Annotated in this window: 19 protein-coding genes and 1 pseudogene; 8 read left to right on the top strand and 12 right to left on the bottom strand. The window is 73.1% G+C overall.

Annotated elements, in window-relative coordinates:
* The 4 genes and pseudogenes from HCN51_RS37695 to HCN51_RS58390 all read right to left on the bottom strand — a co-directional run bounded on the left by HCN51_RS37695 (nt 1) and on the right by HCN51_RS58390 (nt 4,197).
* Nucleotides 1-1,992 carry an NADH-quinone oxidoreductase subunit 5 family protein gene (locus HCN51_RS37695; protein WP_346433931.1) on the bottom strand — a complete coding sequence of 664 codons (1,992 nt, stop codon included), beginning with the start codon at nt 1,990-1,992 and terminating at the stop codon, nt 1-3.
* A 125-nt stretch (nt 1,993-2,117) separates the two neighbouring features.
* A pseudogene (gene nuoK / locus HCN51_RS37700) lies at nt 2,118-2,420 on the bottom strand (NADH-quinone oxidoreductase subunit NuoK); the annotation flags it as partial.
* On the bottom strand, nt 2,420-3,100 hold the full coding sequence (locus HCN51_RS37705) for an NADH-quinone oxidoreductase subunit J family protein (protein ID WP_346433932.1): 681 nt from the start codon (nt 3,098-3,100) through the stop codon (nt 2,420-2,422). The gene HCN51_RS37705 and the pseudogene nuoK, both read right to left, overlap by 1 nt.
* Nucleotides 3,097-4,197: a 4Fe-4S binding protein gene (locus tag HCN51_RS58390; protein WP_240973682.1), complete on the bottom strand. Its 1,101-nt coding sequence runs from the start codon at nt 4,195-4,197 to the stop codon at nt 3,097-3,099. Before HCN51_RS58390 ends, HCN51_RS37705 begins: the two co-directional genes overlap by 4 nt.
* A gap of 209 nt (nt 4,198-4,406) precedes the next feature.
* On the opposite strand from HCN51_RS58390, the gene HCN51_RS37715 reads away from it, so the two are divergent.
* Nucleotides 4,407-5,576, top strand: a complete 1,170-nt coding sequence (locus HCN51_RS37715; RefSeq protein WP_168016584.1) for a serine/threonine-protein kinase — start codon at nt 4,407-4,409, stop codon at nt 5,574-5,576.
* A 355-nt stretch (nt 5,577-5,931) separates the two neighbouring features.
* Here HCN51_RS37715 and HCN51_RS37720 read toward each other — a convergent pair whose 3' ends face one another.
* On the bottom strand, nt 5,932-6,894 hold the full coding sequence (locus tag HCN51_RS37720; RefSeq protein ID WP_168016586.1) for a hypothetical protein: 963 nt from the start codon (nt 6,892-6,894) through the stop codon (nt 5,932-5,934).
* Between the two features lie 534 nt (nt 6,895-7,428).
* Nucleotides 7,429-10,335, bottom strand: coding sequence for a helix-turn-helix transcriptional regulator (locus HCN51_RS37725; RefSeq protein ID WP_168016588.1), 2,907 nt, complete (start codon nt 10,333-10,335; stop codon nt 7,429-7,431).
* Nucleotides 10,336-10,522: 187 nt separating this feature from the next.
* On the opposite strand from HCN51_RS37725, the gene HCN51_RS37730 reads away from it, so the two are divergent.
* From HCN51_RS37730 to HCN51_RS37740, 3 genes are all read left to right on the top strand, one after another.
* On the top strand, nt 10,523-11,617 hold the full coding sequence (locus HCN51_RS37730) for an alkene reductase (RefSeq protein ID WP_346433933.1): 1,095 nt from the start codon (nt 10,523-10,525) through the stop codon (nt 11,615-11,617).
* Entirely contained in the window at nt 11,614-12,918 is a 1,305-nt protein-coding gene (locus HCN51_RS37735) for an MFS transporter (RefSeq protein WP_168016590.1), read from the top strand. The genes HCN51_RS37730 and HCN51_RS37735 overlap by 4 nt, the downstream gene beginning before the upstream one ends.
* 127 nt (nt 12,919-13,045) lie before the next feature.
* A complete protein-coding gene (locus HCN51_RS37740; RefSeq protein WP_346433934.1) occupies nt 13,046-13,867 on the top strand; it encodes a MerR family transcriptional regulator in 822 nt (273 codons plus the stop codon).
* A 10-nt stretch (nt 13,868-13,877) separates the two neighbouring features.
* Here HCN51_RS37740 and HCN51_RS37745 read toward each other — a convergent pair whose 3' ends face one another.
* Entirely contained in the window at nt 13,878-14,549 is a 672-nt protein-coding gene (locus HCN51_RS37745) for a hydrolase (RefSeq protein WP_168016592.1), read from the bottom strand.
* 195 nt (nt 14,550-14,744) lie between these two features.
* Between HCN51_RS37745 and HCN51_RS37750 the strand changes: the two genes are divergently transcribed.
* On the top strand, nt 14,745-15,491 hold the full coding sequence (locus HCN51_RS37750) for an ABC transporter ATP-binding protein (protein WP_168016594.1): 747 nt from the start codon (nt 14,745-14,747) through the stop codon (nt 15,489-15,491).
* Entirely contained in the window at nt 15,491-17,398 is a 1,908-nt protein-coding gene (locus HCN51_RS37755) for an ABC transporter permease (protein ID WP_168016596.1), read from the top strand. The genes HCN51_RS37750 and HCN51_RS37755 overlap by 1 nt, the downstream gene beginning before the upstream one ends.
* Nucleotides 17,399-17,440: 42 nt before the next feature.
* Here HCN51_RS37755 and HCN51_RS60230 read toward each other — a convergent pair whose 3' ends face one another.
* From HCN51_RS60230 to HCN51_RS37775, 5 genes are all read right to left on the bottom strand, one after another.
* Complete coding sequence (locus HCN51_RS60230) at nt 17,441-17,824, bottom strand: SDR family oxidoreductase (protein ID WP_346433939.1); 384 nt, start codon at nt 17,822-17,824, stop codon at nt 17,441-17,443.
* Entirely contained in the window at nt 17,776-17,973 is a 198-nt protein-coding gene (locus tag HCN51_RS60235) for a hypothetical protein (RefSeq protein ID WP_240973683.1), read from the bottom strand. The genes HCN51_RS60230 and HCN51_RS60235 overlap by 49 nt, the downstream gene beginning before the upstream one ends.
* Before the next feature lie 14 nt (nt 17,974-17,987).
* Complete coding sequence (locus tag HCN51_RS37765) at nt 17,988-18,857, bottom strand: SDR family NAD(P)-dependent oxidoreductase (RefSeq protein ID WP_168016598.1); 870 nt, start codon at nt 18,855-18,857, stop codon at nt 17,988-17,990.
* A gap of 123 nt (nt 18,858-18,980) precedes the next feature.
* On the bottom strand, nt 18,981-19,814 hold the full coding sequence (locus HCN51_RS37770) for a helix-turn-helix transcriptional regulator (protein WP_168016600.1): 834 nt from the start codon (nt 19,812-19,814) through the stop codon (nt 18,981-18,983).
* 99 nt (nt 19,815-19,913) lie between these two features.
* The gene (locus tag HCN51_RS37775; protein WP_168016602.1) at nt 19,914-20,855 is read right to left on the bottom strand and encodes an alcohol dehydrogenase catalytic domain-containing protein; all 942 of its coding nucleotides are present in this window, start codon (nt 20,853-20,855) and stop codon (nt 19,914-19,916) included.
* Between the two features lie 185 nt (nt 20,856-21,040).
* On the opposite strand from HCN51_RS37775, the gene HCN51_RS37780 reads away from it, so the two are divergent.
* Together HCN51_RS37780 and HCN51_RS37785 are read left to right on the top strand one after the other, a co-directional pair.
* A complete protein-coding gene (locus HCN51_RS37780; RefSeq protein WP_346433935.1) occupies nt 21,041-22,006 on the top strand; it encodes an NADP-dependent oxidoreductase in 966 nt (321 codons plus the stop codon).
* Nucleotides 22,007-22,194: 188 nt separating this feature from the next.
* Nucleotides 22,195-24,918 carry an ATP-binding protein gene (locus HCN51_RS37785; protein WP_168016606.1) on the top strand — a complete coding sequence of 908 codons (2,724 nt, stop codon included), beginning with the start codon at nt 22,195-22,197 and terminating at the stop codon, nt 24,916-24,918.
* Nucleotides 24,919-24,953: the final 35 nt, after the last annotated feature.

A 24,953-nucleotide genomic window follows, 5' to 3' on the forward strand; every position in this document is an offset into this window, starting at 1 on the left:
TCACGTGAACACCACCGCCCCCACCGCGATCAGCAGGACACCGGCCAGCACGCCGCTCACATAGAGCTGGACGTTGCCGTTCTGGGCCAGGCGCAGCACCCCGGACAGCCCGCGCGCCGACTTGCCGGAGCCGCGCACCGCGCCGTCCACCACCACGTCGTCCGTCCTGACGACGAGCCTGGCCAGGGCCAGCACCGGGCGGACGAACAGGGCCGCGTACAGGGTGTCGACGTAGAAGGCGCGCTCGCACGGCGCCCGCAGCGGGCCCAGCAGGCGGGCGGGATCGGCGACCGGGTCGAGGCGCCAGAACGCGTACACCGCCCCCGCGCCCAGCGCCGCGAGCAGGACGCTGACGGCCGCGACGCCGAGCTCGAAGTGCGGCTCGCCGGCGAAGCCCAGCAGCAGGGCGGGGGCCGCCAGCAGGATGACGGGCACGAGCATCGTCCGCGGGGCCTCCCTGACGTCGACGACGTGGGCGGTGCCGGGCTCCGGCTCCGGGAGCGCCACCGCCCGCGCCTCGCCGAAGAACGTGCGCAGCCAGGCCCTGGTCGCGTACGCGCCGGTGACGGCCACGGTCGCGAGCGCGCAGCCGTACAGGAGGAAGGCGGCCGCGTCGGTGAGGCCGCCGGACGACAGCGCGCCGTCCATGGCCAGCAGGACGCCGTCCTTGCTGAAGAAACCGCTGGCCGGCGGGATGCCCATCAGCGCGGCGAACCCGATCGTCATCGTGACGAACGTGACCGGCAGCTCGCGGCGCAGGCCGCCCATCTGGGTCATCAGGTTCGAGCCGACGTGGTGGATCACCGCGCCCGCGCAGAGGAACAGCAGCGCCTTGAACGCTCCGTGGGTCAGCAGGTGGAAGACGGCCGCGGTGTCGGAGCCCGCGGCCAGGCCGCCCGCCATGTAGGCGAGCTGGCTGACCGTGGAGTAGGCGAGAACGCGTTTCAGGTCGTCTTGGGCGAGCGCGGCCAGTGCGGCGCCCAGCATGCCGAGCGCGGCGATGACGGCCAGCACGTCGAGCGTGGGACGGGCGGCGGCGAACGCGGGGAACAGCCTGGCCACGATGAAGATGCCGGCCGCGACCATGGTGGCGGCGTGGATCAGCGCGCTGATCGGCGTGGGGCCCGCCATGGCGTCGGGCAGCCAGGTGTGCAGCGGCACCTGCGCGCTCTTGCCCGCCACGCCCGCGAGCAGGAGCATCGTGGCCGTCACCAGCGTGGCCGCGGACATCTCAGGGACGCGCGCCAGCACCTCTGAGACGCGGAAGCTGCCCGCCGCCGTGCCGAGCACGAAGATGCCGAACAGGAAACCGACGTCGCCGAGCCGGGTGACGAGGAACGCCTTCACCGCGGCGCGTGAATTGCCCCGGTCTTCCCACCAGTGGCCGATGAGGAGGTAGGAGCACAGGCCCATGATCTCCCAGCCGACGTAGAGGACCAGGAGGTCGCCCGCGTACACGACCAGGAGCATCGCGCTGGTGAACAGGCTGATGAAGGCGCTGTAGGAGGGGTAGCGGGGGTCGTCTTCGAGGTAGCCGACCGAGTAGACCTGTACGGCCAGGGCCACCAGCGTCACCAGGACGCCGATGACGCTCGACAGGGCGTCGGCCTGGAGGGTGAGCGAGATGGGCAGGCCGCCGGTGACGATCGTGCCGTACGTCTGGCCGGTGGGTGGGATGCCGGTGCCGGTGCCGGTGTTGGTGCCGGTGAAATAGGCCAGGCCCGGCTTCCAGGCCAGCCAGATCGTCAGGATCGCCGCGGCTGCCGTGGGCAGGATCGCGATCCAGGCGGCTCGGGCGTGCGCTTTGTCCCGTCCGGACGTGGCCGTGCTGGTGTGCGGCGGGTTGTCCCGCCCCGACGGGGCCGTGCTGTTACGCGGCGGGTTGTCCCATCCGGACGGGGGCGTGCTGTTGTGCGGCAGGCGCGAGAGCAGGAGGCCCGCGCAGGCGGCGATGAACGGCAGGAGCACGGCCAGCAGCGGGAACGTCGTCACAGCGGTCCGCCTCCTCGCTTGACCGTGGCGCCTTGGCCGTCGTGCTCGTGGTCGGGGTGTGTGGGCTCCGGCGTCGGCTGGAGTCTTACTCGGGTGGGGCGGGTCTGCGGTGCTTCCTCGGGCGGTTCGGCCAGGTCGCGCAGGTGGTCGATGTCCACCGTGCGGCGGTTTCTGAACAGCGCGAGCACGATCGCGAGGCCCAGGCCCACCTCGGCCGCCGCGATGACGATGACGAACAGGGTGAGGACCTGGCCGCTGTGCAGGCGGTCGCCCAGCCACACGTCGAACGCCACCAGGTTGAGGTTGACGGCGTTGAGCATCAGCTCCACCGACATCAGCACGAGGATCGTGTTGCGGCGGGCGAGCACGCCGTAGACGCCGATGGAGAACAGGAGCGCGGAGACGACCGCCGGATAGACGATGTGCACTAATGACCCCCGCTCTGCTCGGGCGGTGTGTCGTCCACGGCCCGGTCCGGTGGTGTGTCGTCCACGGTCTGCTCTGGTGGGGAGGTGCCGTTCGGGCGTACCGATGACGAGGTGCTTTGCGGGGCGGTGTCCGGTTCGGGTGGGGCGCCGCCTGGGATGTCCGTGCGGGACAGGACGATGGCGCCGATCAGGGCGGCCAGCAGCAGCACGGACAGGGCCTCGAACGGCAGCACCCACGTCGCGAACACGCTGGCCCCGAGCTCCTTGGCGGCTCCCCGGCCGGGGGTGAGCGGGGTGTAGGCCGTACGGAAGCCGTCGATCACCACGGTGACGAGGATCGCCGCCGTCGCCACCGCCACCAGCGCGGCGAGCAGCCTGTTGCCGCTGTCGAGGTCGGCGGAGCGGCCGATCGGGGCGCGCGTGAGCATGATGCCGAACAGCATCAGCACGACCACCGCGCCCACGTAGATGAGCACCTGCACCCAGGCCACGAACTCGGCGGTCAGCACCAGGTAGCCGCCCGCCAGGGCGCCGAAGCAGACCACGAGCCAGAGGGCGGCGTGGACGAGTTGCCTGGTCGTGACGACGAGCAGCGCCGATCCAACCGCTACCGCGCCCAGCAGCAAGAAGACGACCTCTTGCCCGGTGGGTGACAGGTAGGAGGGCACCGCCTCGGTCACGACTCCTCCTCGGACTCCTTCGGCTCGTCAGGGCCGAGCCGCCCTGGCGGTCGGATGGATCGTGGATCGGCCATCCTGCGCCGGCGGGGGCTCGCGGAAGAAGTCTGCTCCTCGTTTTCAGGCTTCGATCGCGATTCGGCCGCGGCTGTGGACAACTTGTCTTCGGGTGGCTGTCCTGTGGATGACGCTTGGTCTTGCGCTTCCTGGCCCTGCCCTTGGGGCTCGTCCTGAGCCGCCTTCTGGCCTTCCCGTGGGGACTCGCCTTGAGCCGCTTCTCGGCTCTTCCCCAGGCGCTCGTCTTCCAAGCGCTCGTCTTCCTGGCGGTCGCCTTCTGGACGGTCGTCCTGCGGGTGGTCGCTCTGCGGGCGCGCCTGCTCCCCGGCCGAGCCCGGCTCGGCGTTCGCCGCGCCTTCCTGCTGCGAGGGCGTGCCGCTCGGAGGAGTGGACGGGAGGGCGCCTGGGGGGCGGATGCCTCGTACGTTCGTCATCGGGCGGCGGGGGCGGCCACCAGGGGTGCGTGACGGAGGCGCGGCGGGCCCGGTCTCGGGTGCCGGCTCAGCGGTCGCGGACGGCGTCTGCTCTTCGGGGGTGCTCTCCTGAGGGGCGGGACGGGGGCGCTGAGCTGCGGGTGTACGGGCCGGGCGGTCGGCGGCGGGACGACGGGGGGCGGCCGTCAGCTCCTTCGGCGGCTCGGCGCCGGCCTCGTGGGCGGGAGGAGGAGGTACGGATGGCACCCAGGTGGCCAGCTTGTCCTTCTCGTGGAGGAGGTTACGGATGTCGCCTTCCGCGTACTCGAACTCCGGGGCCCAGAAGAGCGCGTCGAAGGGGCAGACCTCGATGCAGATGCCGCAGTACATGCACAGGGCGAAGTCGATGGCGAAGCGGTCGAGGACGTTGCGCTGGCGGGCGCGGCCACCTTCGGGGGCCGGGATCGTCTCCTTGTGGGAGTCGATGTAGATGCACCAGTCGGGGCACTCCCGGGCGCAGAGCATGCAAGAGGTGCAGTTCTCCTCGACCAGGGCGATAACGCCTCTGCTCCGGGGCGGCAGATCGGGCTTGACCTCGGGATATTGCTGTGTGACCGATTTGCGCAGCATGTGGCGAAGGGTGATGGACAGCCCCTTTGCCAGTCCGACTCCCGGTATCCGCGCCATGGTTCAACATCATGACGCACTTGGCCCCGGACGTGAATGAGCGGGCGCGTTGTCCCCAGTTTTTCCACAGCTGTCCACAGGTTGACGGGAGGTTATCCACAACCTGTGTGCATGCCCGATATGAACCACGGCATGGCGATAGTCTCTCCGCCATGCAGCACAGCCATCCCGTCCGCCCCAGTGGCCTGAGGTGGACAGCCGCCGTCGGGTGGGCCTGTCTGCCCTTGTTCACGTGCGGCCTGGCAACCCCGATCACCATCGGGATCGCGGCGTTCTGGCTGCGCAACATCTGGCACGGTGTCGCCGCGGCGGTTTATCTGGTGGGCATCGGCTCGTTCGTCATCGTCATACTGGCGTACGACACGTATGAGGACATCCCGGCGTCACTGTCCATGATCATAACGGTCGGGCTCTTCGTGAGCTGGTTCGGCGGGCTCGTCCATGCGGCGGTCCTCGTGCCGTTCATGGCCCGTGCCCGGCTCACCGCTCCCTCATACCCTCCGGTCGACCTGCGGCAGCGCACCACCGCGCCCAGCCACCAGCGTCGGCCGGGCGATCCCGAGTGGGTCGGCCACTACCGGGTGCTCCAGCAGCTCGGGCGTGGCGGGCAGGGGTCGGTCTACCTCGCCATGGCGCCCAACGGGGTGCGGGTCGCGGTGAAGGTGCTGCACGATCTGGTGGACGAGGTGGCGCGGGCCAGGTTCGCGCGGGAGGTGGAGGCCGCGCGGCGGGTGGCCACGTTTTCCACAGCCCGCGTGCTCGACGTGAACATCACCGGCCGGCACGCCTACATCGTCAGCGAGTACATCGAGGGGCCGTCGCTGGAGCAACTCGTCAAGAAGTACGGTCCACGCGACCAGGACAGCCTGACCCGGCTCGCGCTGTCCACGGCGGGGGCGCTGGCGGCCATCCACAAGGCGGGGGTCGTGCATCGCGACTTCAAGCCCAGCAACGTGCTGATCGGGCACGACGGGCCACGCGTGATCGACTTCGGCATCGCGCGGGCGCTCGACCAGGTGACGGTGACGTCGGGGAAGATGGTGGGGACGCCGCCGTACATGTCGCCTGAGCAGCTGACGGGGGCGGCGGTGGGGCCGGCCTCCGACGTGTTCAGCTGGGCTGTGACGATCATGTTCGCGGCCACGGGGCGACCGGCGTTCGGGGAGGACACCGTGCCTGCGGTGTTCCACCGGGTCCTCACCTTTCACCCCGACTTATCGCCGCTGCCGCCCGGGTTACGAGGCATCGTGAAGGCATGCCTCAACAAGAAGCCCGAGGAACGCCCTTCGGCCTCGGACGTGATGCTGGCGATCGTGCGCTGAGCCCAAACCGGCTGTCGGCTGTCGAATGACGACGGTGAGCCCTCGGCTGTGGGCTGTCGGCTGTGCTGCGACGCCCCGTACCGCCGTGTCACGGTGAGGCGGGTCGCAGTGACGCCGGGTCGGGGTGAGCCGAGCCGGGGTGATGCTGGGTCGGGGTGATGCTGGGTCGTGTGCCACTGCGTGCCCGTATCGCAGGTCGCGGGTCGTGGCACCAGAGGTCGCGGCATCGTGGATCCCCACATCGCGAGTCGCGGGTGTAGCTGTGTGGCTGGGCCGTCAGCTTCCCGTAGTGCCAGCTGGTCGCGTCGGCGGGATGTCGCATGACGTGGTGGCGGGCTGCCAGCGGTGTGCTCTGTCAGGGGGTGGCTTCGTTTGCGTGTCTCGTGAGGGCGAGGTACTCCTCGCGTGACACCCTGTGCACGGCCAGGGCGAGGTTGTGGCGTTTCGCGAAACGTTCCACGTCCTGGGGAGGCCAGGGGCCGGGGAGATGGTGGAGGGCTCGGCGGCCGAAGCGGTCGAGGACGAGGAGGCCCCTCAGGTCCTCGTACCGGTAGAGGAGGAGGCTGAAGGCCTGGCCCGGGTTCTCGCCCAGGCGAAGCTTGGCCATGATGTCGGTGCCCTGGGTGATGTGGAGCTTGGTCGAGGAGCGCACGCTGAGGTACGGGCCACCGTACGGGCCGACGATCGTGCCTCGTCGGACGCGCCTGCGATGGAGTTTGGCCAGGGCGGGGCGGAAAAGGAGTAACGCTGGACTGAAGGCCACCAAGAGCCATTTGGCTTCGAGGAGATCGACGATCACCCTGCCAATCGTGGACAGGCCACGCCAGGCGGTCCACATTCCCAAGGAGGCGAGATAGACCATCAGGCCGGCACCTGCGATTCCAAGACATATGCCGACTGGTTTCCGCCATTTCGCGATGGAAGGGCGGGGCAGGCCGCGTACGCGCCGCCAACCAGGGGCGCGGGCTGCCAGAACCGCGCGGATCTCGTTGGCGGGGTGGTTGCGGGCGTCCTCTAAGGGGATTCCGGCCTTACGGGCGAATTGTTCGAGGTCAACCGCGTGCCAGCTACCAGGCAGGTCGACGAGGACCAAGCCGTCGGAGTCCAGGGCTGCCAGGCCATGGATGGTCAGCGGCTTTTCTCTGTCGGAAGACGGCTGCTGGTCGTACCGGTAGTGATAGAGGCTGGCCGGTGTCAGGCTGATCGAATCGCCGGTGATTTCGTCGGTGACTGTCAGCGTTTGATGGCCGGAAGTCAGGATTGTTTGCGGGCAACGGCTGTCTTTTGTCGCGCCGGCGCATGGTCGGAGTTGGTTCACTCGTCATACCCCCAATGGCCCCCTTGTTCCGTTACGACGAATAAGGCGTGCATAAGGTTTCCGGGCATGGTGGATTGTGGGGGCGCGGTGCGGGTCCGGGCGATGGGAGGTGGGGTGTTCTGCTGCGCGCCGGGGGCGCGGCGGCGGAGCCGTGCGATGACGCGGGCCGAGACGCGGCGGCGAGGCGATGCAATGACGTGGGGCGCGGTGCGGCGGCGAGGCGATGACGCGGGGTTGCGGTGCGGCGGTGAGGGCAGTGCGTGCGAGTCGGCGCGCCCGACCGGTTAGAAGCGTCTTGGGTAGAGCGGCCGAACCGTGCGGGGATACGTGCGGGGATAGGAGGGTGGTCACGTGCAGGGACGTGCCTCTGCGGCCATCCGGTGGGCGGCAAGCGGGTTGAGAGACCGACCAGTGGACGGCAAGCGGGTTGGGAGACGGGCCAATGGCAGGTGGGTCAGGGGCAGGCGGGTCAGGGGCGGATGCACCGATAGAAGGCGGGCCAGAGAGGTTGCGCGGTGGGTGAGGGGATGGTGGTCAGGTGAGGTCGAGGTGGGTTAGTTCACGGCGGGAGCGGATGCCGAGCTTGCGGTAAGCCCGGTATAGGTGGTGCTCCACCGTGCGGGGGCTGAGGAACAGGTGGGCGGCGATCTCTCGGCTGGTGTGGCCGTCCTTGGCCAGGCGTACGACCTGGAGTTCCTGAGGGGTGAGGCGTTCCAGGGGGTCGGCGGCTGTTGGCCGGGTGGGGAGCATGGACTCTCCTGTGGCCTTCAGCTCTGCTTCCGTCCGGGCTTGCCATGGTCTGGCCCGCAGGCGTTCGAAGGTCTGCAATGCTGCGCGCAGCGGGGGGCGGGCGTCGGTGCGGCGGCGGGAGCGGCGCAGCCACTCGCCGTACAGGAGCTCGGTGCGGGCCTGTTCGAAGGGGCGGTTCGCGCGTCGGTGGGTCGCCAGTGCATGCAGGTAGTCGGACTCGTCGTCGCTCAGGAGGGCGCGGCAGCGGGCGCTGACGGCCTGAGCCCAGGGCTGGTTTCCGGCTTGTGCCCAGGCTTCCAAGCGGCGCAGGGGCTCCTCGGCCCGTTCTGGCTCGCCCAGCCGTACGGCCGCCTCGATCTGATCGGCGCCGGCCGTGACCAGTACCGTCAGGTGGCGCAGTGGTCCTCGGGCTGCGGCTTCGAGTCGCTCCAGAACCCTGTCGTAGCGTCCGAGGCCGAGGTCGAGCAGGCAGAGTGCGGCGAGGCCGCTCATGCCGCCGGCATCCGGCTGAGTGCTGGCGAGCCGGGCGCAGCGTTGCTCGTCGCCCTCGATCGCGGCCACTCTGGCCAGCACCGAGTGCAGTCTCGGCACCCTCTGGTGCATTCCTGTGTCGCGGGCCAGCCGGACGGCTTCCTCGATGGACGCCTCGGCGTCGCGGTGGCTGCCGGCGTGCACCTGCACTCCGGCGAGGTCCTGCAGCACCTGCGGCAGCGCCCCTACCAGGCCCTGACGGCGGAGCCGGGCCGCCTCGGCACTCGCCAGGGCGGCGGCCGCTTCGTCGTTGGCCATGACCATGGCGCAGAAGGCGGCCCAGGGCATGGTGGCGTTCTCCGGCGGCGTGCCGGGCTGCGCCTCCTGGCCGGTGAGGGTGGTGATCGGCGGTGGTGACTGCGTGGCATGCGGGATGGCCTGGGTGATGTGCGGCGGGGTCTGTGTAACGTGCTGTGCGGCCTTTCTGGTCTGCTGCGAAGGCGTTGTGACCTGTGGCGGGGCCTGTGCAAGCTGTGGCGCTGTCTCTGTGGCCTGCGGTGAGGTCCGTGCAGTGTGCGGCGCGGTCTCGGTAGCCCGCGGCGGGGGCTCTGTGATGTGCGGTGGGGTTCTTGTGACGTGTGACAGGGTCTGGGTGATGTATTGCCTCAGTAGCGGCAGGCCGTGGGCGTAGTCGTCGTCGACCAGGTGGGCCAGGCCGTGGATCATCGGATCCTGGGTGCCCATGGCGGTCAGGCGTGACGCTGCGGTTCGGATCACCTCCGCCTCGCCGTAGAGCCAGGCGTAGCCGGCGGCGGTGCGCAGCATGGGGACGATGCGTTGCTGGTCGGCGGTGGCGCTGCGGGTCACCAGGAGGCGGGCGGCCGGGCGGCCGTGGCCTCGCTCGAACTCCACCGCTGCTCGGGTCTCCGTCAGCGTGGTGAGGGAGGCGGGGTCGTCCAGGAGTTCCTCGGCCTGGCTGAGGAGGCCGGCGGCGTGGTCGGCGTGGCCGGACGAGAGGGCCAGTGCCGCCGCTCGGCCCAGACGGGCAGCGCGGGCGTGGGGCTGCGGGGTGAACGCGGCGGCCTGTTCCCACAGAGCGGCGGCGGCGGCGAAGGCGGCTCGGTGGCGGGCTCGTTCGGCGGCGTGCGTCAGTTGCAGCGCGAGGTTCTCGTCGGGCGAGATCGTCGCGGCGGCGAGGTGGCGGAGCCGGCAGTCGTCGTCGGTGGCCGCGCCCGCCAGCGCCTGGTGCACGGCGATCCGTCGCGCCAGGGGTGCGCTCTGGTAGACGGCGGTGCGGATCAGGGGGTGGCGGAAGGCCATGGTGGCGGCGTTCACCTCGATCAGGCCGGCCTTCTCGGCTTCTTCGAGGTCTTCCGGCCCGGCTCCGAGCGCGTTCGCCGCCCTCAGCAGCATCGGCAGGTCGCCGCGGCCTTCTGCGGCAGCCATCAGCATCATCAGGCGGGTCTTGTCGGGCAGCAGGGCGATGCGTGAGCGGAAGGAGGCGAGCACCCGGTCGGCGATCGGGATGGGGCCGGGCGCCGCGTGGTAGCGCCGGCGTTCGCGGGAGAACTCGATCAGGGCCAGCGGGTTCCCCTCCGACTCCTCGATCACCTGTGCCCGGGCGGCGGGGGTGAGGCCGCGCTGGGCCAGGACGCGTTCGGCGTCCTCCTGCGACAGCCTCGACAGGCGGAGCTCCGGCAGGCCGGGGGCGGCGAAGCCGTCCTCACGGGCGGCGAACAGGAGGGCGACCTTCTCCTGGGTCAGGCGCCGGGCGGCGAACAGCAGCGCGTCGGCGGTGGCGTGGTCGAGCCAGTGGGCGTCGTCGACGAGGCAGAGCACCGGCCCGTCGTCGGCGAGGTGGGCCAGCAGCGTCATCACGGCCAGCCCCGACAGGAACCTGTCCTGGCCGGCCGGGCCGCCCGAGCCGAGCACCGCGCGCAGCGCGTCCGCCTGTGCCAGGGGCAGGGCATCGAGATGGCCCCTGACGGGCCAGAGCAGTTGGACCAGCCCGGCGAAGGCCAGGTCCGCCTCCGTCTCGATGCCGGCGGCGCGCAGGACGCGGACGTCGTCGCCGACGCAGGACGTGGCGGCCCAGCCGAGCAACGCCGACTTGCCGATGCCAGGCTCGCCGCGCAGGACGAGGCCGCCGCTGCGGCCGGCCCGCGCGGCCTCCACGAGGGCCTCGATCGCGGCCTGCTCGCTCGCCCTGCCGTACAGCAACCGCCCGCACCCTTCGTCGGGGGATACGTATGCGTCCCAGGAGAACCAGTACTCCAGGTACGAAACCTTACCGATTCGGCCGTTGAAGGCCCGTTCCTACCCTCGTGGTTGCGCAAAGGCGCGCTCCAGACCCGAGTGACAGAAGTGACCGCTGTACATGCGGTGACGACTCATAAGGAGGGTGATCGTGAACGAGCTTCTCGCACCGGTGACCATCGGCACGCTGGATCTCCCCAACCGCCTGATCATGGCGCCCATGACGCGGAACCGGGCACCTGGCGGGCTCGTCGGTGAGCTGACCGCCGAGTACTACGCCCAGCGTGCCGCGGCCGGGCTGATCATCACGGAGGGCACCCAGCCGTGCGTGATCGGCCAGGGCTACATCGACACCCCCGGCCTGCACACGCCGGAGCAGGTGGCGGCCTGGCGGCTGGTCACGGACGCGGTGCACCGGCGCGGCGGCCGCATCGCGGTCCAGATCATGCATTCCGGGCGGATCGGGCATCCCTGCCTGTATCCGGGGGGCGAGCTGCCCCTCGCCCCGTCGGCGATCTGCTCCGGGGAGCGGCTCTACACCCCCGAAGGGCTGCTGGACCACCCGACGCCGAGGGAGATGACACTCGCCGACATCGATCAGGCCATCGAGGACTTCGTCGCGGCGGCCCGCCTGGCGATGGACGCCGGCTTCGACGCGGTCGAGCTGCACGGCGCCAGCGGCTATCTGATCCACCAGTTCCTGTCGGACAACACGAACCGGCGCACGGACGCCTACGGCGGTTCGGTGGCCGGGCGCCTCAGGTTCGCCGTGGAGGTGGTGCAGGGCGTGGCCGATGCGATCGGGCCCGACCGCACCGGTCTCCGCATCTCCCCCGGTATCACGTACAACGGCATGAACGAGGGCGATACGGACGTCCTCTACGCGGAGCTGGCCCGTGCGCTGCGCCCGTACGGACTGGCGTACCTGCACGTCTCGGAGAACGGCACCCGCGAGGTGACCAAGATCATCCGCGAGGAGTGGAACGGTCCGCTCATCCTCAACCCGCACCCCTGGAGCGGCGATGAGCCCGCGAGCCCCGCCGACGGGGGCGAGGCGCTGCGGTCCGGGCTGGCCGACGCGGTCTCCTTCGGGCGGCTGTGGCTGGCCAACCCCGACCTGCCCGCCAGGATCGCGGCGGACGGGCCGTACAACGAGGCCGACCCCGGCACCTTCTACGGCGGCGACCACCGCGGCTACACCGACTATCCGGTCCTGTCCGCAGAAGCGGAAGGGGAGCACAGATGAGCGGCACGACCCGCACCCGCACCGACGCCCCGGCCCGTGAGGTGCCGGCGGCGTGGCTGGCGCTGCTGGCCGGCCCGCTCTCCTTCGGGATCGCCGGGCCCAGCCTCATCCTGCCGGACGCCGCCCGCGACCTCGGCCTGGACCTGGGCGCCGTGACCTGGATCGTCACCGCCTTCGGCTGGGCCATCGCGATCGGCACCCCCTTGATGGCGAGCCTGTACGGCCACCAAGGTCTCCGCCGGGCGCTGCTCACCTGTGCGACGCTGGTCGCCGTGGGCGCGGTGCTCGTGGTGAGCGTGCCCGCGCTGCCGGTGCTCGTGCTCGGCAGCGCCGCCCAAGGGCTCGGCACCGCCGGGTTCAGCACGATGGCCATGAGCCTCACCCGCTCGGCGCGGGCCATGGGGCTCGTCGCCTCCTCGATGGCGACGGTTGGCGCCGTCGCGCCGCTGGTCGCCGGGCTGGCCGCGGAGCTGCTGTCCTGGCAGGCTGCGCTGATGCTGCCCGCGCTGAGCCTGCTCGCCGTCCCTGGTGTGTTGCGGCGCGATCCGGGGCTCGCCGTTCCCGGCGTGCTGCGGCACCGTCCGGACGGCGTGGCAGGCGTGGCAGGCGCGGCGGGCGTGGCAGGCGCGGCGGGCGCGCCGCCTCCCGCTCCTGGCACGCGACCGGCACTGCGGGTGTCCTTCGACGTGGTGGGGGCGGTGCTGCTGACGGCGCTGGTCACGGCGCTGGTGTTCGTGCCGCACTGGTGGCCGGTGGCGGGGGCCGCCGTGGTCTGCGGCGGGCTGCTGGCGGTGCGCCTGCGGGCCAGGCCCGATGGGTTCGTGCCCGTGCCGGTCGTGCGCTCCCCGGTGTTCCTGCTGCTGTCCGGGCTGGCGTTCCTGCTGGCCACGGTCAACTTCGGGACGATCTACCTGCTGCCCGCCCTGCTCGCGGAACAGGCGGGCTGGAGCAGCGGCCAGGTGGGGGCCGCCATCCTGTGGCCGCTGCTGTTCGGCGGGCTGGCTTCGTACGGGATGGTCGCCCTCACCGCGAAGGCGCCCGTGAAGGTCGTCGCCGTGCTCTTTCCCGGGCTGGCGGCGGCGGGCGCGGGGCTGGCGTGGCTCGGCGGCTCGCCGGCCGTCCTGCTCCTCGCCCAGGCGTTCACCTCGCTCGCCGCCGCGTCCGGGCAAGGGGCGTTCGCGCAGCGCGCCGGCGCCGCGGTGCCCGACGGGGCCAGGTCGACGGCGATGGGCCTGTTCAGCCTCTGCTACCTGCTCGGCGCCGCGTTCGGCCCCGCCGTCGCCGCCGTGCTCACCGGCTGACCCGAGCGCCCCCGAAAGGCGCGGGCGTGTTCACCGGCTGACCCGAGCGCTCCCCGAAAGGCGCGGCCGTGCTCACCGGCTGACCCGAGCGCTCCCCGAAGGGCGCGGGCGTGTCAGACTCGACAACGTGCAAGAAATCGCGACGAACCGTGCCACGGATCCCGGCGGCGGCCTCACCGTCGGGGCCGCGGCGTCGCAGGTGGGGGTCACCATCCGCACCCTGCACCACTGGGACGAGATCGGGCTCGTCAGCCCGTCCGGGCGCACCTCGGGCGGTTACCGGCTCTACTCGGCGGCCGATATCGCGCGCATCCACCGGGTGCTCGTCTACCGCGAGCTCGGCCTGCCCCTTGAGGACATCGGGGCGTTGCTCGACGCTTCCGAGGTGGACATGACCGTGCCGTTGCGGGAGCAGCGCGCCCAGCTCATGGAGCGGATCTCCCGGTTGCAGGCGATGGTCGACGCCGTCGATCGCATGATCGAGGCCGCGAACGCGGGGATCCTGCTGTCGGCGGAGGAGCAGGTCGCGATCTTCGGGCAGCGCTGGGAGCCGTCGTGGGCGGCGGGGGCGCGTGAGCGCTGGGGCGACACGCCACAGTGGGTGCAGTACGCCGAGCGGGCCGCGGGCAGGACGCCCGAGGACTGGCAGCGGATCGCCGACGACATCGCGGCGCTCGAGGCCGGCCTGGCGGCTGCCAAGCGGGCCGGCGTCATCCCTGGCTCCGCCGAGGCCAACGCGCTGGCCGACCGCCACAGGGCCTCCATCGGCGTGTACTTCGACTGCACCCTGCCGATGCAGGTGTGCCTGGGCAGGAAGTACGCCGCCGACCCCGGCTTCGCGGCGTACTACGACGCGATCGAGCCGGGGCTGGCGGGCTGGCTTCGTGACATCATCGACGCCAACGCCCGCGAGCACGGCATCGACCCTGAGTCCGCCACCTGGGCCTGACGCGCCCCGCCTACCGGGCGTCCGGCGAGGGGGCGGCAGCGGGCGCGCCGAGAAGCTGGAACTCCCAGGCCAGCGCGGCGCCGAAGCTGCCCCCGTGAGACATGAAGATCTCGGCGATGCCGGGCACGGTCTCCTCGCGCGCCCAGTCCCGCTGCCACTCGCCGAGGACGGTGCCCGTGGTGACGGGGATCACGCCCGCCTGGACCATCCGCTGGACGCCCCGCTCGTGGGCCTCCGGCGAGGTGGCGCCGGAGGCGTCCGTCACGGCGATGACACGGTAGCCGTCGGCGAGGGCGTGGACGGCGGGGAAGGCCAGGCAGATGTCCGTCCACAAGCCGGCGATGATCAGGTCCTTGCGGCCGGTGGCGGCGACGGCCTCCACCACCCGCGGGTCCTCCCACGCATTGATGGTGGTGCGGTCGATCGGCTTCTGCTCGGGGAACAGGTCCTGGAGCGGGCGGATGATCCGGCCGCCGCGATCCTCGACCACGGTGCTCAGGATCGTGGGGACACCGAACAGCTTCGCCCCCTTGGCCAGCATGGTGACGCTGTTGACCACCTGGCCGCCGTCATGGCTCTGCAGGCCGGCGAACTGGGCGCCCTGGTGGTCGATCAGCAGCAGGACCGAGCGGTCCGGGGTGAGCAGGGCGTCCAGGCCGGTGTAGGGGTTGACGGATGCCATGGTGATGCGCCTTTCCTGACGGGGGTACGGAGGTCGTGCGGGGCGCTGCGCCCGGCCCCGACGCTGCCACCGAGGAGGGCGGAGGCGCCTCGGCGAGAACTACCTATTGATCACGCGCTGCCGGGAGAGGGCCGGGGACGAGGTAGGTAGTTGTCACCGATGCGACCCCGGCCGAGCGGTCGGCAGGGTGCTGCCATGGCATCGACGACGATCCCCACAGTCACGCCCGCCGTGGCGTTGCGCGGGGTCAGCCGCACCTATGGCGGCGGCTCAGCGCCGGTACGGGCCGTTGACGGCGTGGACCTGGAGTTCCCCCGGGGGACGTGGACGGCGGTGATGGGGCCGTCGGGGTCGGGGAAATCGACGCTGCTGCACTGCGCCGCGGGGCTGGAGCGGGTGGACGCCGGGCAGGTCCTCATCGGCGACACCGACATCACCCGGGCCACCGACGACGACCTGGCGGCGCTGCGCCGTACCAGGATCGGCTTCGTGTTCCAGAGCTTCAACCTCATCGCGTCGCTGACGGCGGAGCAGAACGTCGCGCTGCCGCTGCGGCTGGCGGGGGTGCGGCCGGCCGCGGCCGAGATCAGGGAGGTGCTGGCCGCAGTGGGGCTCGGTGAGCGCGGGCGGCACCGGCCGCGCGAGCTGTCCGGCGGCCAGCAGCAGCGGGTCGCGCTGGCGCGGGCCATGGTGACCCGCCCCGAGGTGCTGTTCGCCGACGAGCCCACCGGGGCGCTCGACTCGACGGCCGCCCGTACGGTGCTCGACCTGATGCGGGCGATGGCGGGGCGGGGGCAGACCATCGTCATGGTGACGCACGACCCGGCCGCGGCCGCTCGCGCGGACGCCACGGTGTTCCTGCGCGACGGGCGGGTCATCGATCGGCTCGCCGGCGGCGACGCGCGGGCGGTCGCCGAACGCCTCGTCGCATTGGAGCGGTGATGCTGCGTCTGGCCTGGGCGGGGGTCGCCGAGCGGTGGTCGTTGTTCGTCGGGGCGGTGCTGGCGGTCTGCCTGGGGGTCGCCCTGGTGCAGTCCTCGCTGCTCCTGCTGATCTCCGCCGCCACCTGGGAGGCCCCGGCCGGGCTCCCGGCCATCGAGCGGATGCGGTTCGAGGAGGGCATGCTGGTCGCGGTGACGGTCATTGCGGTGAGCCTGGGGCTGTCGGCGTTCCTGGCCGTGTTCGTCATCGGCTCCACGTTCGCGTTCACGGTGGCGCAGCGCCGCCGCGACTTCGCCTTGTTGCGGCTCGTGGGCGGCGACCGGGGGCAGTTGCGCCGCCTGCTGCTGGGGGAGGCGGTGCTGCTCGGTACGGCGGGAGCCGCGCTGGGGGCGCTGGCCGGGCCGGCCGCGGTGCGCGTACAGGCGTGGCTGCTGGAAACGCTGGGTTTCGTGCCCGCCGGGTTCACCGGGCAGTGGCGGCCGTGGATCCTCGGCGTCTGCGTCCTGACCGGCGTCGGGCTGGCCGTGGCCGGCGCGCTCTCGGCTGCGCGGCGGGCCGCGCGCATCCTCCCGCTGGAGGCGCTGCGGGACGGCGGGCAGACCGGGCACGTCATGACGCGCGGCAGATGGATCGCCGGGCTGTCGCTGGCCGCGGGCACCGTCGCGCTCATCGTCCTGGCCCCGGTGGCGGGGCCCGCGGGCGGGCAGGCGATGGCCATGTGCGTGTCGATCTGTGCCGCGCTGGCGTGCACCGTGCTCGGCCCCGTCGTCGTGCCCGCGATGGCGCGGCTGCTGCCGTGGCGGGCCGCGGGCGCGCTGGGGCTGCTGGCCGCCGCGAACCTCCGGGACGACGTGCGCCGCACGGCGTCCACGGCCGCGCCGCTGATCGTCCTGGTCGGGCTCGTGCTCGGGCAGTCCGTGGCGCTGGTCTCGCTGTCCGCCGCCGCGGCCGCGGAGCTTCGGCGGGGCACCTCCGCCGACCTCGTGGTGGAGGCCGACGGCCCGGCCGGCGCGCGGATCGCCGCGGTGCCGGGGGTGGAGCGGGTCTCCACCGAGATCGAGGTGCCCGTCCGGCTCACGACCGGGACCGGCGAGCTGGCGTACACGGAGCTGAGCCGCGCGGCCCTGATCGATCCGGCCGCGTACGAGTCGGCCCATCCGGGCAGCGGAAGCGTGCGGGCGTTGCGGGGCAGGGCCGCGGCGGCCGGTCCCGGCGCGCTGGGGATCTCGCCTGGGGACGCCGTCGTCGCCCGCGTCGGCGACACCGACCTGGGCAAGCTGCCCGTCGTGGCCGCCGTCCCGGCGCGCATGGGCGGCGGCCCCGCGCTGCTGCTGCCCGCCGGCGCGGTGCCGGCCGCCCAGCTCGCGCGGGCGCCCTCGACGAGCTTCGTCACGCTGGAGCGCGGCGCGGACCGGCGGCGGGTGACGGCCGAGCTGGCCGCCGTCGGCACGGTGCGGAGCGCGGACGCCTGGCTCGCCGGCCGCGCCGAGGCGGCCACCACGACGAGCTCCGCCACGTTGCTGGTGGTGCTGGGCCTGGGCGGCCTGTACGCGCTGATCGGCGTCGTCAACACCGTGGTGATCGCCGGCTCGGAACGGCGGCCGGAGTTCGCGGCGGCGCGCGCGATCGGCCTGACGCGGCGGCAGGTCGTACGGATGGCGCTGGCGGAGACCTGGGCGGTGACCGCGATCGGGCTGCTGCTGGGCACCCTGGCCGCGGCCGGGACGCTGGTGGCCGCGGTGGCGACGATGGCGGCCGTCACCGGGGACGTGACGGTGGCGGTGCCGTGGCCGCCGGCCGGCGCGCTGGTCGCCGGCGTGCTGCTGGCCACCGGGATCACGAACGTCCTCGCCACCCGAGCGGCCATGCGCCCCGCCTTGGTGTCGCTGCTCAGGACGCGCGAGTGACCCCGTCCCGCTCCCCCGAAGGGGAGGGCGGGACGCGGGGGCTCACACCGCCTGCGCGGTGGGCAGGATGGTGATCTCGGTGAGGTTGACGTGCCGGGGCGAGGCGGCGATGAACGCCACCGTCTCGGCCACGTCGGCGGAGCGCAGCGGGTCGATCTCGGTGAGCAGCCCTTCCATGAGCGCGCTGGCGTCCGGGTCGGTGACGTGGCTGGGCAGTTCGGTGTCGACCATGCCGGGCTCGATCGTGGCCACGCGGACGTTCTTCGGGCCCAGCTCGACGCGCAGCAGCCGGGTCAGGTGGCTGATGTAGGCCTTCGTGCCGGAGTAGACCGAGAACTTCTCCAGGATGCGGGTCGCCGCGATGGAGGAGGTGGTGATCAGGTCGGCGGGCCGGCCGTTCCCGGCCGCGGCGGTGAGGTGGGGCAGGAAGCGCCGAGCTCGGCCAGGCGGGTGGCGGTGGCGGCCCCGATGCCGCTGGACGCGCGGGAGACGACGGCGACGCGACCGGCCAGCGGGGTGCCGGTCAGCAGGCCGGAGCCCGGGCCGGAGCCCGGGCCGGTGGGCAGGGTGGACATGTCGGTCACTCCTTTCAGGCGGCGTCGTCGTGGGCGGCGTCGTCGTGGACGGCGTCGTCGTGGGCGGTGGCGGCGGACTTGGCGCGCCACGGCGCCAGGTCCTCCTCGATGCGGCGCAGCTTCACCTGGAGCCGGTCGAGGGTGTCGGGGCCGAGGTAGAGGTGGCTGGGCAGGGTGTCCTGCCCGGTGACCTCGTAGATCAGGGCGGCGCCCTTGACGGGGTCGCCGAGCTGGGTGTGGTTGGCGGTGCCGGCCCAGTCGAGGGTGACGTGCGCGGGCGTGCCGTCGTAGTCGGCGATCCGGTGCGCGGCCACGGACAGGGAGCTGACGTCCAGGAAGTCGGTACGCAGCACGCCCGGCTCCACCACCATGGACTGGATGCCGAACGGCGCCAGCTCGGCCGACAGCGCCTCGCTGATCCCGGCGACGGCGAACTTCGAGGCGCTGTACATGCTGACCCCGGGCTCGCCCTCGAACCCCGACCGCGACCCGATGTGCACGAGCTTGCCCGAGCCCTGGCGGCGCATGACGGGCAGCACGGCCCGGGTCATGTTGACGAGGCCGAACACGTTGAGGTCGAACAGGGAGCGCGCCTCGGCGTCGGTGATCTCCTCCAGCGCGCCGAGCAGGCCGCGGCCGGCGTTGTTGACGAGCACGTCGATCCGGCCGAACCGGTCCACGGCGGCCTGGACGGCGGCCGGGATGGCCGCGGTGTCGGTGACGTCCAGGGCGACGGTCAGGACGTTCCCGGCCTTCTTCAGGTCGTCGGGAACGGTGTCGGGGTTGCGCACCGCGACGACGACGTCGTCGCCCTGCGCGAGGGCGGTGCGGGCGATCTCGGCGCCCAGCCCGCGGGAGGCTCCGGTGATGAACCAGGTTGCCATGACGGTGGCCTTCCTTCCGCTGTCCCAGCTACCTGCGGCGGGCGGTTCCCGCCGCTGACATATTCGAGTTTGTCCAGGTCAGCGGGGTGGAAGAAGGCCGGGGACTTCCTGGGAGCGATGTACCTAGGAAACGGTCACCTGGTTCTCGGTGCGTGCGCGCAGCCGCTCGAACGCCTGCGCCGTCGGGCCGGCGGGCTCGGCCTGGTAGACGACGAGCTGCTGGTGCGGCGCGCTGTTGACGGTGAACGCCGAGAACAGGATGTGCAGGTCCCCCACGCGCGGGTGGCGCAGGTGCTTGCCCTCCTGGGTCTTGGGCTTGACGTCGTGGCGCGCCCACAGCTCGGCGAACTCGGGGCTGCCCGCCGACAGATCGGCCACCACCTCGGCGACACGCGGATCGCCGGGGTCGTGGCCGTAGGCGGCCCGCAGCTCCGCGGCGCAGGAGTGTGCCGCGCGCTCCCACTCCTGGTAGAACTCGCGGCCCGCCGGGTCCAGGAACACCATGCGGGCCAGGTTGTCGGCGGGGCTGAAGCCCTCGTGCAGCGCGGCCGCCATCGGGTTGCCGGCCAGGATGTCGAGCGCGGGGCCCAGCACGAACGCCGGCGCGGTCGTCCAGCCGTCCATGAGCCGCAGCAGCTGCGGGTCGACGGCGGTGGCCGCGCCGTGCCGCCACGTGCGGGCCTCCGGCGGCTGGACCAGGCGCCACAGGTGCTCGGTGGCGAAGGCGTCCAGGCGCAGTGCCCGCGCCACGGCCTCGACGACCTGCGGGGACGGGCTCGACTCGCGGCCCTGTTCGAGGCGTACGTAGTAGTCGCTGCTCATGCCCGCCAGCAGTGCGACCTCCTCGCGGCGCAGGCCCTTGACGCGGCGGCGGCCGTACTCGGGGAGCCCGACGTCCTGGGGCCTGAGCGCTTCGCGGCGGGCACGCAGGAAGTCGCCCAGCGGGGTGGCGCTCATGCCGCCGCTCCTTGTCCGGGCTCGCCGCCCCGGAGAAGGGCGTCCGGGATGTGGGTTGCTGACCGGGCGGTCATGTCCGTCCTTTCGCGTCGACGGGTGTCAGAAGGTGATCGTCACCTTCCCCTGGTAGTGGTGGCCGGCGAAGTCGATGAGGGCCTGGCGGGCCTCGGAGAACGGGTACGCGGCGGCGATCGGCACGCGCAGGCGGCCTTCCGCGGCCTGCGCGGCGAGCCCGCCGAGGCGGTGGGGCGCGGCGGCGGTCCCCGTGTAGGCCGCGCGCACGTCGCGGGGGAAGCTCGCGGGCCCGCCGAGCGGCGAGACCAGCAGCCCGCCGGTACGGGCCGCGTCCGCCGAGAGCATGAGCGCGTCACCGGCGCGGGCCAGGTCGATCACGACGTCGGCCCCGGTCTTCCCGTCTGCTTCGGTCAGCTTGGCCACCTGCGCGGCGACGTCGTCGCGGGTGTAGTCGAGCACGTCGTCGGCGCCGAGCGTGTGCAGGAAGCCCTCGTCCCCGGCGCGGCCCGTGGCGATCACGCGGGCGCCGGCGTGCTTGGCGAGCTGCACCACGAAGGAGCCGATGCCCCCGGCCGCGCCGACGACCAGCACGCGCAGGCCGGGGGAGAGCCCCGCCGCCTCGATGAGCGCCGCCGCCGTCAGGGCGGCGGTCGGCAGCGCGGCGGCCTCCCGTGCGGGCAGGCCCGCGGGGCGGCGGGTGCTGAAGGGGCCGTCGTCGACCAGCACGAGCTCGGCGAGCGCCCCCGAGCGTACGCCGTTCCAGGCGAGCACCGGGTCACCGGGCGCGTAGCGGGTGACGCCCTCCCCCACCGCCGTGACGGTCCCGGTGACGTCGATCCCCGGCACGAACGGGTGGGTGAGCCCCGCCGGCCGCATGCCGCCGGTCACGAGCTTGAGGTCGGCCGGGTTCAGGGCGGCGGCCTCGGCGCGGACCAGCACCTGGCCGGGACCCGGCACGGGTGCCGGCAGGTCCGCGACGGCCAGCTCTTCCAGCGGCCCGTACGAGCGGGTGACCAGGGCCTGCACATGTCCTCCTCCGACGATGGCCTCCTTACAGCCTCACCTGTGACGTGTGGTGATGACATCGGCGAAAACTACTTATTGGGCAGCGATATACCCCTTTTTACGTATTTTCCGCCGAGGCGGACCTGGCGGGCGGGCCGCCATCCTCGTGACCCGAGATGGCGGCACACCAGAAGAAAGGCCACCCCGTGACCGGAACCACCAGATCCCGCGCCGTCCGCTTCAGCAGGTACGGCGGGCCGGAGGTCCTGGACGTCGTCGAGGTGGGCAAACCGGTGCCGGGGCCGGGCCAGGTCCTGGTCCGGGTGATCGTCGCGCCCGTGAACCCAGGCGAGATCGGCATCCGCGAGGGGGTCTTCGCCCGCGTCTGGCCCGCCACCTTCCCCGAAGGGCAGGGCAACGACCTGGCCGGCCAGGTCGTGGAGGTCGGCGAAGGGGTGACCGGCTTCGCGCCCGGCGACGAGGTGATCGGTTACGCTCCCCGGCGCGCGCAGGCCGACTACGTCGTGCACGACGCGGCGACGCTCGCCCGCAAACCCCCGGTCCTGTGCTGGGAGGAGGCCGCCCCGCTGTCGGCCGTCGGGGTGACCGCCTGGGCCGGGGTCGCGGCCGTGGCGCCACGGCCCGGAGAGACGGTGGTCGTCTCCGCCGCGGCGGGCGGGGTCGGCGTGCTCGCCGCGCAACTGGCCCGGCTGCGCGGCGCGACCGTGATCGGCACCGTGGGCCCGCACAACGTCGGCTTCGCCCGCTCGCTGGGCATCACCCCCGTCCTGCACGGCCCCGGGCTGGCCGAGCGCGTCCGGGCCGCGGCCCCTGGCGGGGTGGACGCGTTCATCGACACCTTCGGGGACGGCAACGTCGAGGAGGCCATCCGGCTCGGCGTGCCGCCGCGGCGCATCAACACGATCGCCGACGGCGCGGCCGTGCGCCGCCACGGCGTGCACAGCATGGCCCAGGAGGACGCCTTCACGCCCGAACTGGTCGAGCGGCTGGCCGCGCTGGTCGCCGTGCGGCGGCTGACCGTGCCGATCCACGCCGTCTACCCGCTGGAGCGCGTCCGCGACGCCTACGTGGAGCTGGCCAGGCGGCACACCAGAGGCAAGATCGTGCTCAGCCTCGTGCTCGCCGCCGAGGACGGCCCGCCGGCCGCCTGACGCTCCCGCTGACGCTCCCGGGCGATCCGGCCGGCATCCGCCCGTGACGCGAGCCCGCGAGGCTGCGGGCAGGGTTCGCTTGCGATGGACCAGCAGGCTGCGGGCAGGGTTCGCTTGCGATGGACCAGCAGGCTGCGGGCAGGGTTCGCTTGCGATGGACCAGCAGGCTGCGGGTAGGTTCGCTTGCGATGGACCACCTGCCTCTCACCCGCGCCGGCGCCCCGATCCTGTACGGACGCCGTCCCGAGCGCGAGGAGCTCGACCGGCTGCTCGAACGCGCCCGCACCGGCCACGGCGGCGCCCTCCTCCTGCACGGCGGGGCCGGGATCGGGAAGACCGCCCTGCTGCGGAGCCTGCGGGCGCGGGCCGAAGGGTTCCGCGTCCTGGAGGCCGGCGCCGTCGAGTTCGAGAGCGGCCTGCGATTCGCCGCCGTGCACCAGCTCGTCGCCCCGCTGCTGGACCGCCTCGACCGCATGCCGCCCCACCTGCGCGGCACTGTCGAGGCCGCCTTCGCCGCCGCTGACGGCGCGCCCGCCTGGTTCACGATGGGGCTCGCCCTGCACGCGCTGGTCCGGCGGTACGCCACGGACGGGCCGCCGCTGCTGTGCCTGGTGGACGACGCACAATGGCTCGACCCGCCCTCCGCCAGGGCCCTCGATCTGATGGCGCGCGGGCTGTCGTCGGCGCGCGCCGCCGTGGTGCTCGCGTTGCGCGAGCCCGCCGAACGCCCCGAGATCGAGGAGCTGCCCCGCCTCCGTCTCGGCCCGCTGCCCGAGGACGAGGCCGCCGCGCTGTTCGACGCCCACGTGCCGGTGCCCCTCGACGCCCGGGTGCGGCGCAGGATCCTCGCCGAGGCCCGGGGCAATCCCCGCGCGCTGCTCCAGGCGGCCGGCACGGCGATCAGGTCGGGCGGGTATCCGGGCGCTCTGCGCACCCCGGCCGCGGACGTGCCCCCGGTCGCCGAGCTGCCCGAACCGGGCCGTACCGTGCTGCTGGCCGCCGCGGCCGACCCGACGGGCGATCCGGCGTTGTTGTCGCGGGCGCTGGCACGGCTGGGCCTGTCGGAGGCCGACGTCCGGCCGCTGTGCGAAGCCGGCCTGCTGGAGTGCGCGGAGGTGGTGCGCTTCCCCGATCCGGCCGTCCGGTCGGCGGTCTACCGCGCGGCGAGCACACCCGCCCGCCGCCGAGCCCACCAGGCACTCGCCGACGCCACCGGCCCAGACGCCGATGCCGGGCGCCGGGCGTGGCATCGGGCCATGGCCGCGCTCGGGCCCGACGAGCAGGTGGCGGTGGAGCTGGAGACCGGTGCCGGGCAGGCCCGCGTGAGCGGCGGAGCCGTGGCCGCCGCGGCCTTCCTGGAACGCGCCGTCTCGCTCACCGAAGACCCGCGCCGCCTGGCCGGCCGCGCGCTGGCCGCCGCCGACGCGCAGAGGCGGGCCGGGGGCGACGACGTGGCGCTGACGCTGATCGGCCTGGTCGACGCGGCCACGCCGAGCCCGGCCGAGCGGACGCGGGCCGAGACCCTGCGTGCCCGCATCCGCTACACGGCCGACCGGGACGAGGACGCCTTGGACCGGCTCTTGACGGCCATCGCCGCCGACCCGTCCCAGGCGTACCCGTCCCTGCGCGATGCGCTCGCCATCACGATCGCCGCCGGCCGCGACGCCACCGCCCGGCAGCGCCGCACCCTCACCAGCGCCGTCAGCGCGCTACCGCCGTCCACCACCGGCAGGGCGCTCCTGGCGGCGAACGCCACCCGGACCGCACGGCCACCCTCCACCGCCGGGAGAGCGCTCCTGGCGGCGATCGCCTCCCGGATCGGCGGCGGTGACGCCCTGTCCCCGCTGCGGCAGGCGCTCGACGGCCGCCTGCCGGCCGAGGGGCCGCTGCCGGCCATCGCCGCCGTGGAGACCTGGGACTTCCCGCGCTGGCGGCGGCTGGCCGAGGCCCGCGTGCGAGCCGGCACCGCCGCCGGGGCGCCGGCCGAGCTGTGCGCGGCGCTCGACGATCTCGCCGTCGCCCGGCTGCACGCCGGTGAGCTGGCCGCCGCCGAGGAGCACCTCCGTACCGGGCGGTCGATCGCCCGTGCCCTCGGCGCGGGCCCGCTCACCACGGGAGAGCTGCTGTGCGCGGCCTGGCGCGGGGACCAGGACGTGGTGGCGGAGCTGCGGCGCCGGGCCGGGCCCGAGGCGCGTGACGGCAGACAGGTCACGTTCGGCGAGATCGCGCAGGCCGTCCTGCTGAACGGCCTGGGCCGCTACGACGCGGCCTGTGAGGTGCTGCGCCCGGCGGTCGAGCTGGACGAGCCGGGCGTGCTGCCGTTCGTGGCGATGGAGTTCGTGGAGGCCGCGGTCCGCTCCGAGCGGCCCGGCCTGGCGGCGCCGGTGGCCGCGCGGGTGCGTGCGCACGCCCGCGCGACGGGCTCCGGCTGGGCGGCCGGGCTGGCGTCGTGGTGCCGGGCCCTGCTGAGCGACGGGCCGGCCGCGGAAGAGGCGTATCGCGACGCCGTACGGCGGCTGGAAGCGCCGCAGCCGTCCGCCGTCCTGGCCCGCGCGCGGCTCTCCTACGGCGAATGGCTGCGCAGGCAGGGCCGCAGGAGCGACGCGGGCGAGCACCTGCGTGCCGCCCACGCCTCGTTCGCCTCGATGGGCGCCGCCGCCTTCGCCGGGCGGGCCGAGCGGGAACTGGCCGCCATCGGCCGGCCGCGGCGGCGGCAGGGCCGCGAGCCGGCCCCTGCCCGGCTGACGCCGCAGGAGGAGAGCATCGCCCGGCTGGCCGCGGCCGGCACCACGTCGAAGGAGATCGGCCGGCGGCTCTTCCTCAGCCCGCGCACGGTGGACGCCCACCTGCGCAGCGTCTTCAGGAAGCTCGACATCAGCTCGCGCAGGCAACTGCGGGAGATGCGGTTCTGACCAGGCGCGTTGCGGGCGCAACTACCATCAGAGGC

The organism is Nonomuraea composti (assembly GCF_012034275.1).
Classification (GTDB): Bacteria; Actinomycetota; Actinomycetes; order Streptosporangiales; family Streptosporangiaceae; genus Nonomuraea; species Nonomuraea composti.

Coding starts and splice junctions, on each gene's coding strand:
- HCN51_RS58390 (WP_240973682.1), bottom strand. CDS start 4,197: ATGCTGCGCAAATCGGTCACACAGCAATATCCCGAGGTCAAGCCCGAT.
- HCN51_RS37715 (WP_168016584.1), top strand. CDS start 4,407: ATGCAGCACAGCCATCCCGTCCGCCCCAGTGGCCTGAGGTGGACAGCC.
- HCN51_RS37735 (WP_168016590.1), top strand. CDS start 11,614: ATGAGCGGCACGACCCGCACCCGCACCGACGCCCCGGCCCGTGAGGTG.
- HCN51_RS37745 (WP_168016592.1), bottom strand. CDS start 14,549: ATGGCATCCGTCAACCCCTACACCGGCCTGGACGCCCTGCTCACCCCG.
- HCN51_RS37750 (WP_168016594.1), top strand. CDS start 14,745: ATGGCATCGACGACGATCCCCACAGTCACGCCCGCCGTGGCGTTGCGC.
- HCN51_RS37755 (WP_168016596.1), top strand. CDS start 15,491: ATGCTGCGTCTGGCCTGGGCGGGGGTCGCCGAGCGGTGGTCGTTGTTC.
- HCN51_RS60235 (WP_240973683.1), bottom strand. CDS start 17,973: ATGTCCACCCTGCCCACCGGCCCGGGCTCCGGCCCGGGCTCCGGCCTG.
- HCN51_RS37765 (WP_168016598.1), bottom strand. CDS start 18,857: ATGGCAACCTGGTTCATCACCGGAGCCTCCCGCGGGCTGGGCGCCGAG.
- HCN51_RS37770 (WP_168016600.1), bottom strand. CDS start 19,814: ATGAGCGCCACCCCGCTGGGCGACTTCCTGCGTGCCCGCCGCGAAGCG.
- HCN51_RS37785 (WP_168016606.1), top strand. CDS start 22,195: ATGGACCACCTGCCTCTCACCCGCGCCGGCGCCCCGATCCTGTACGGA.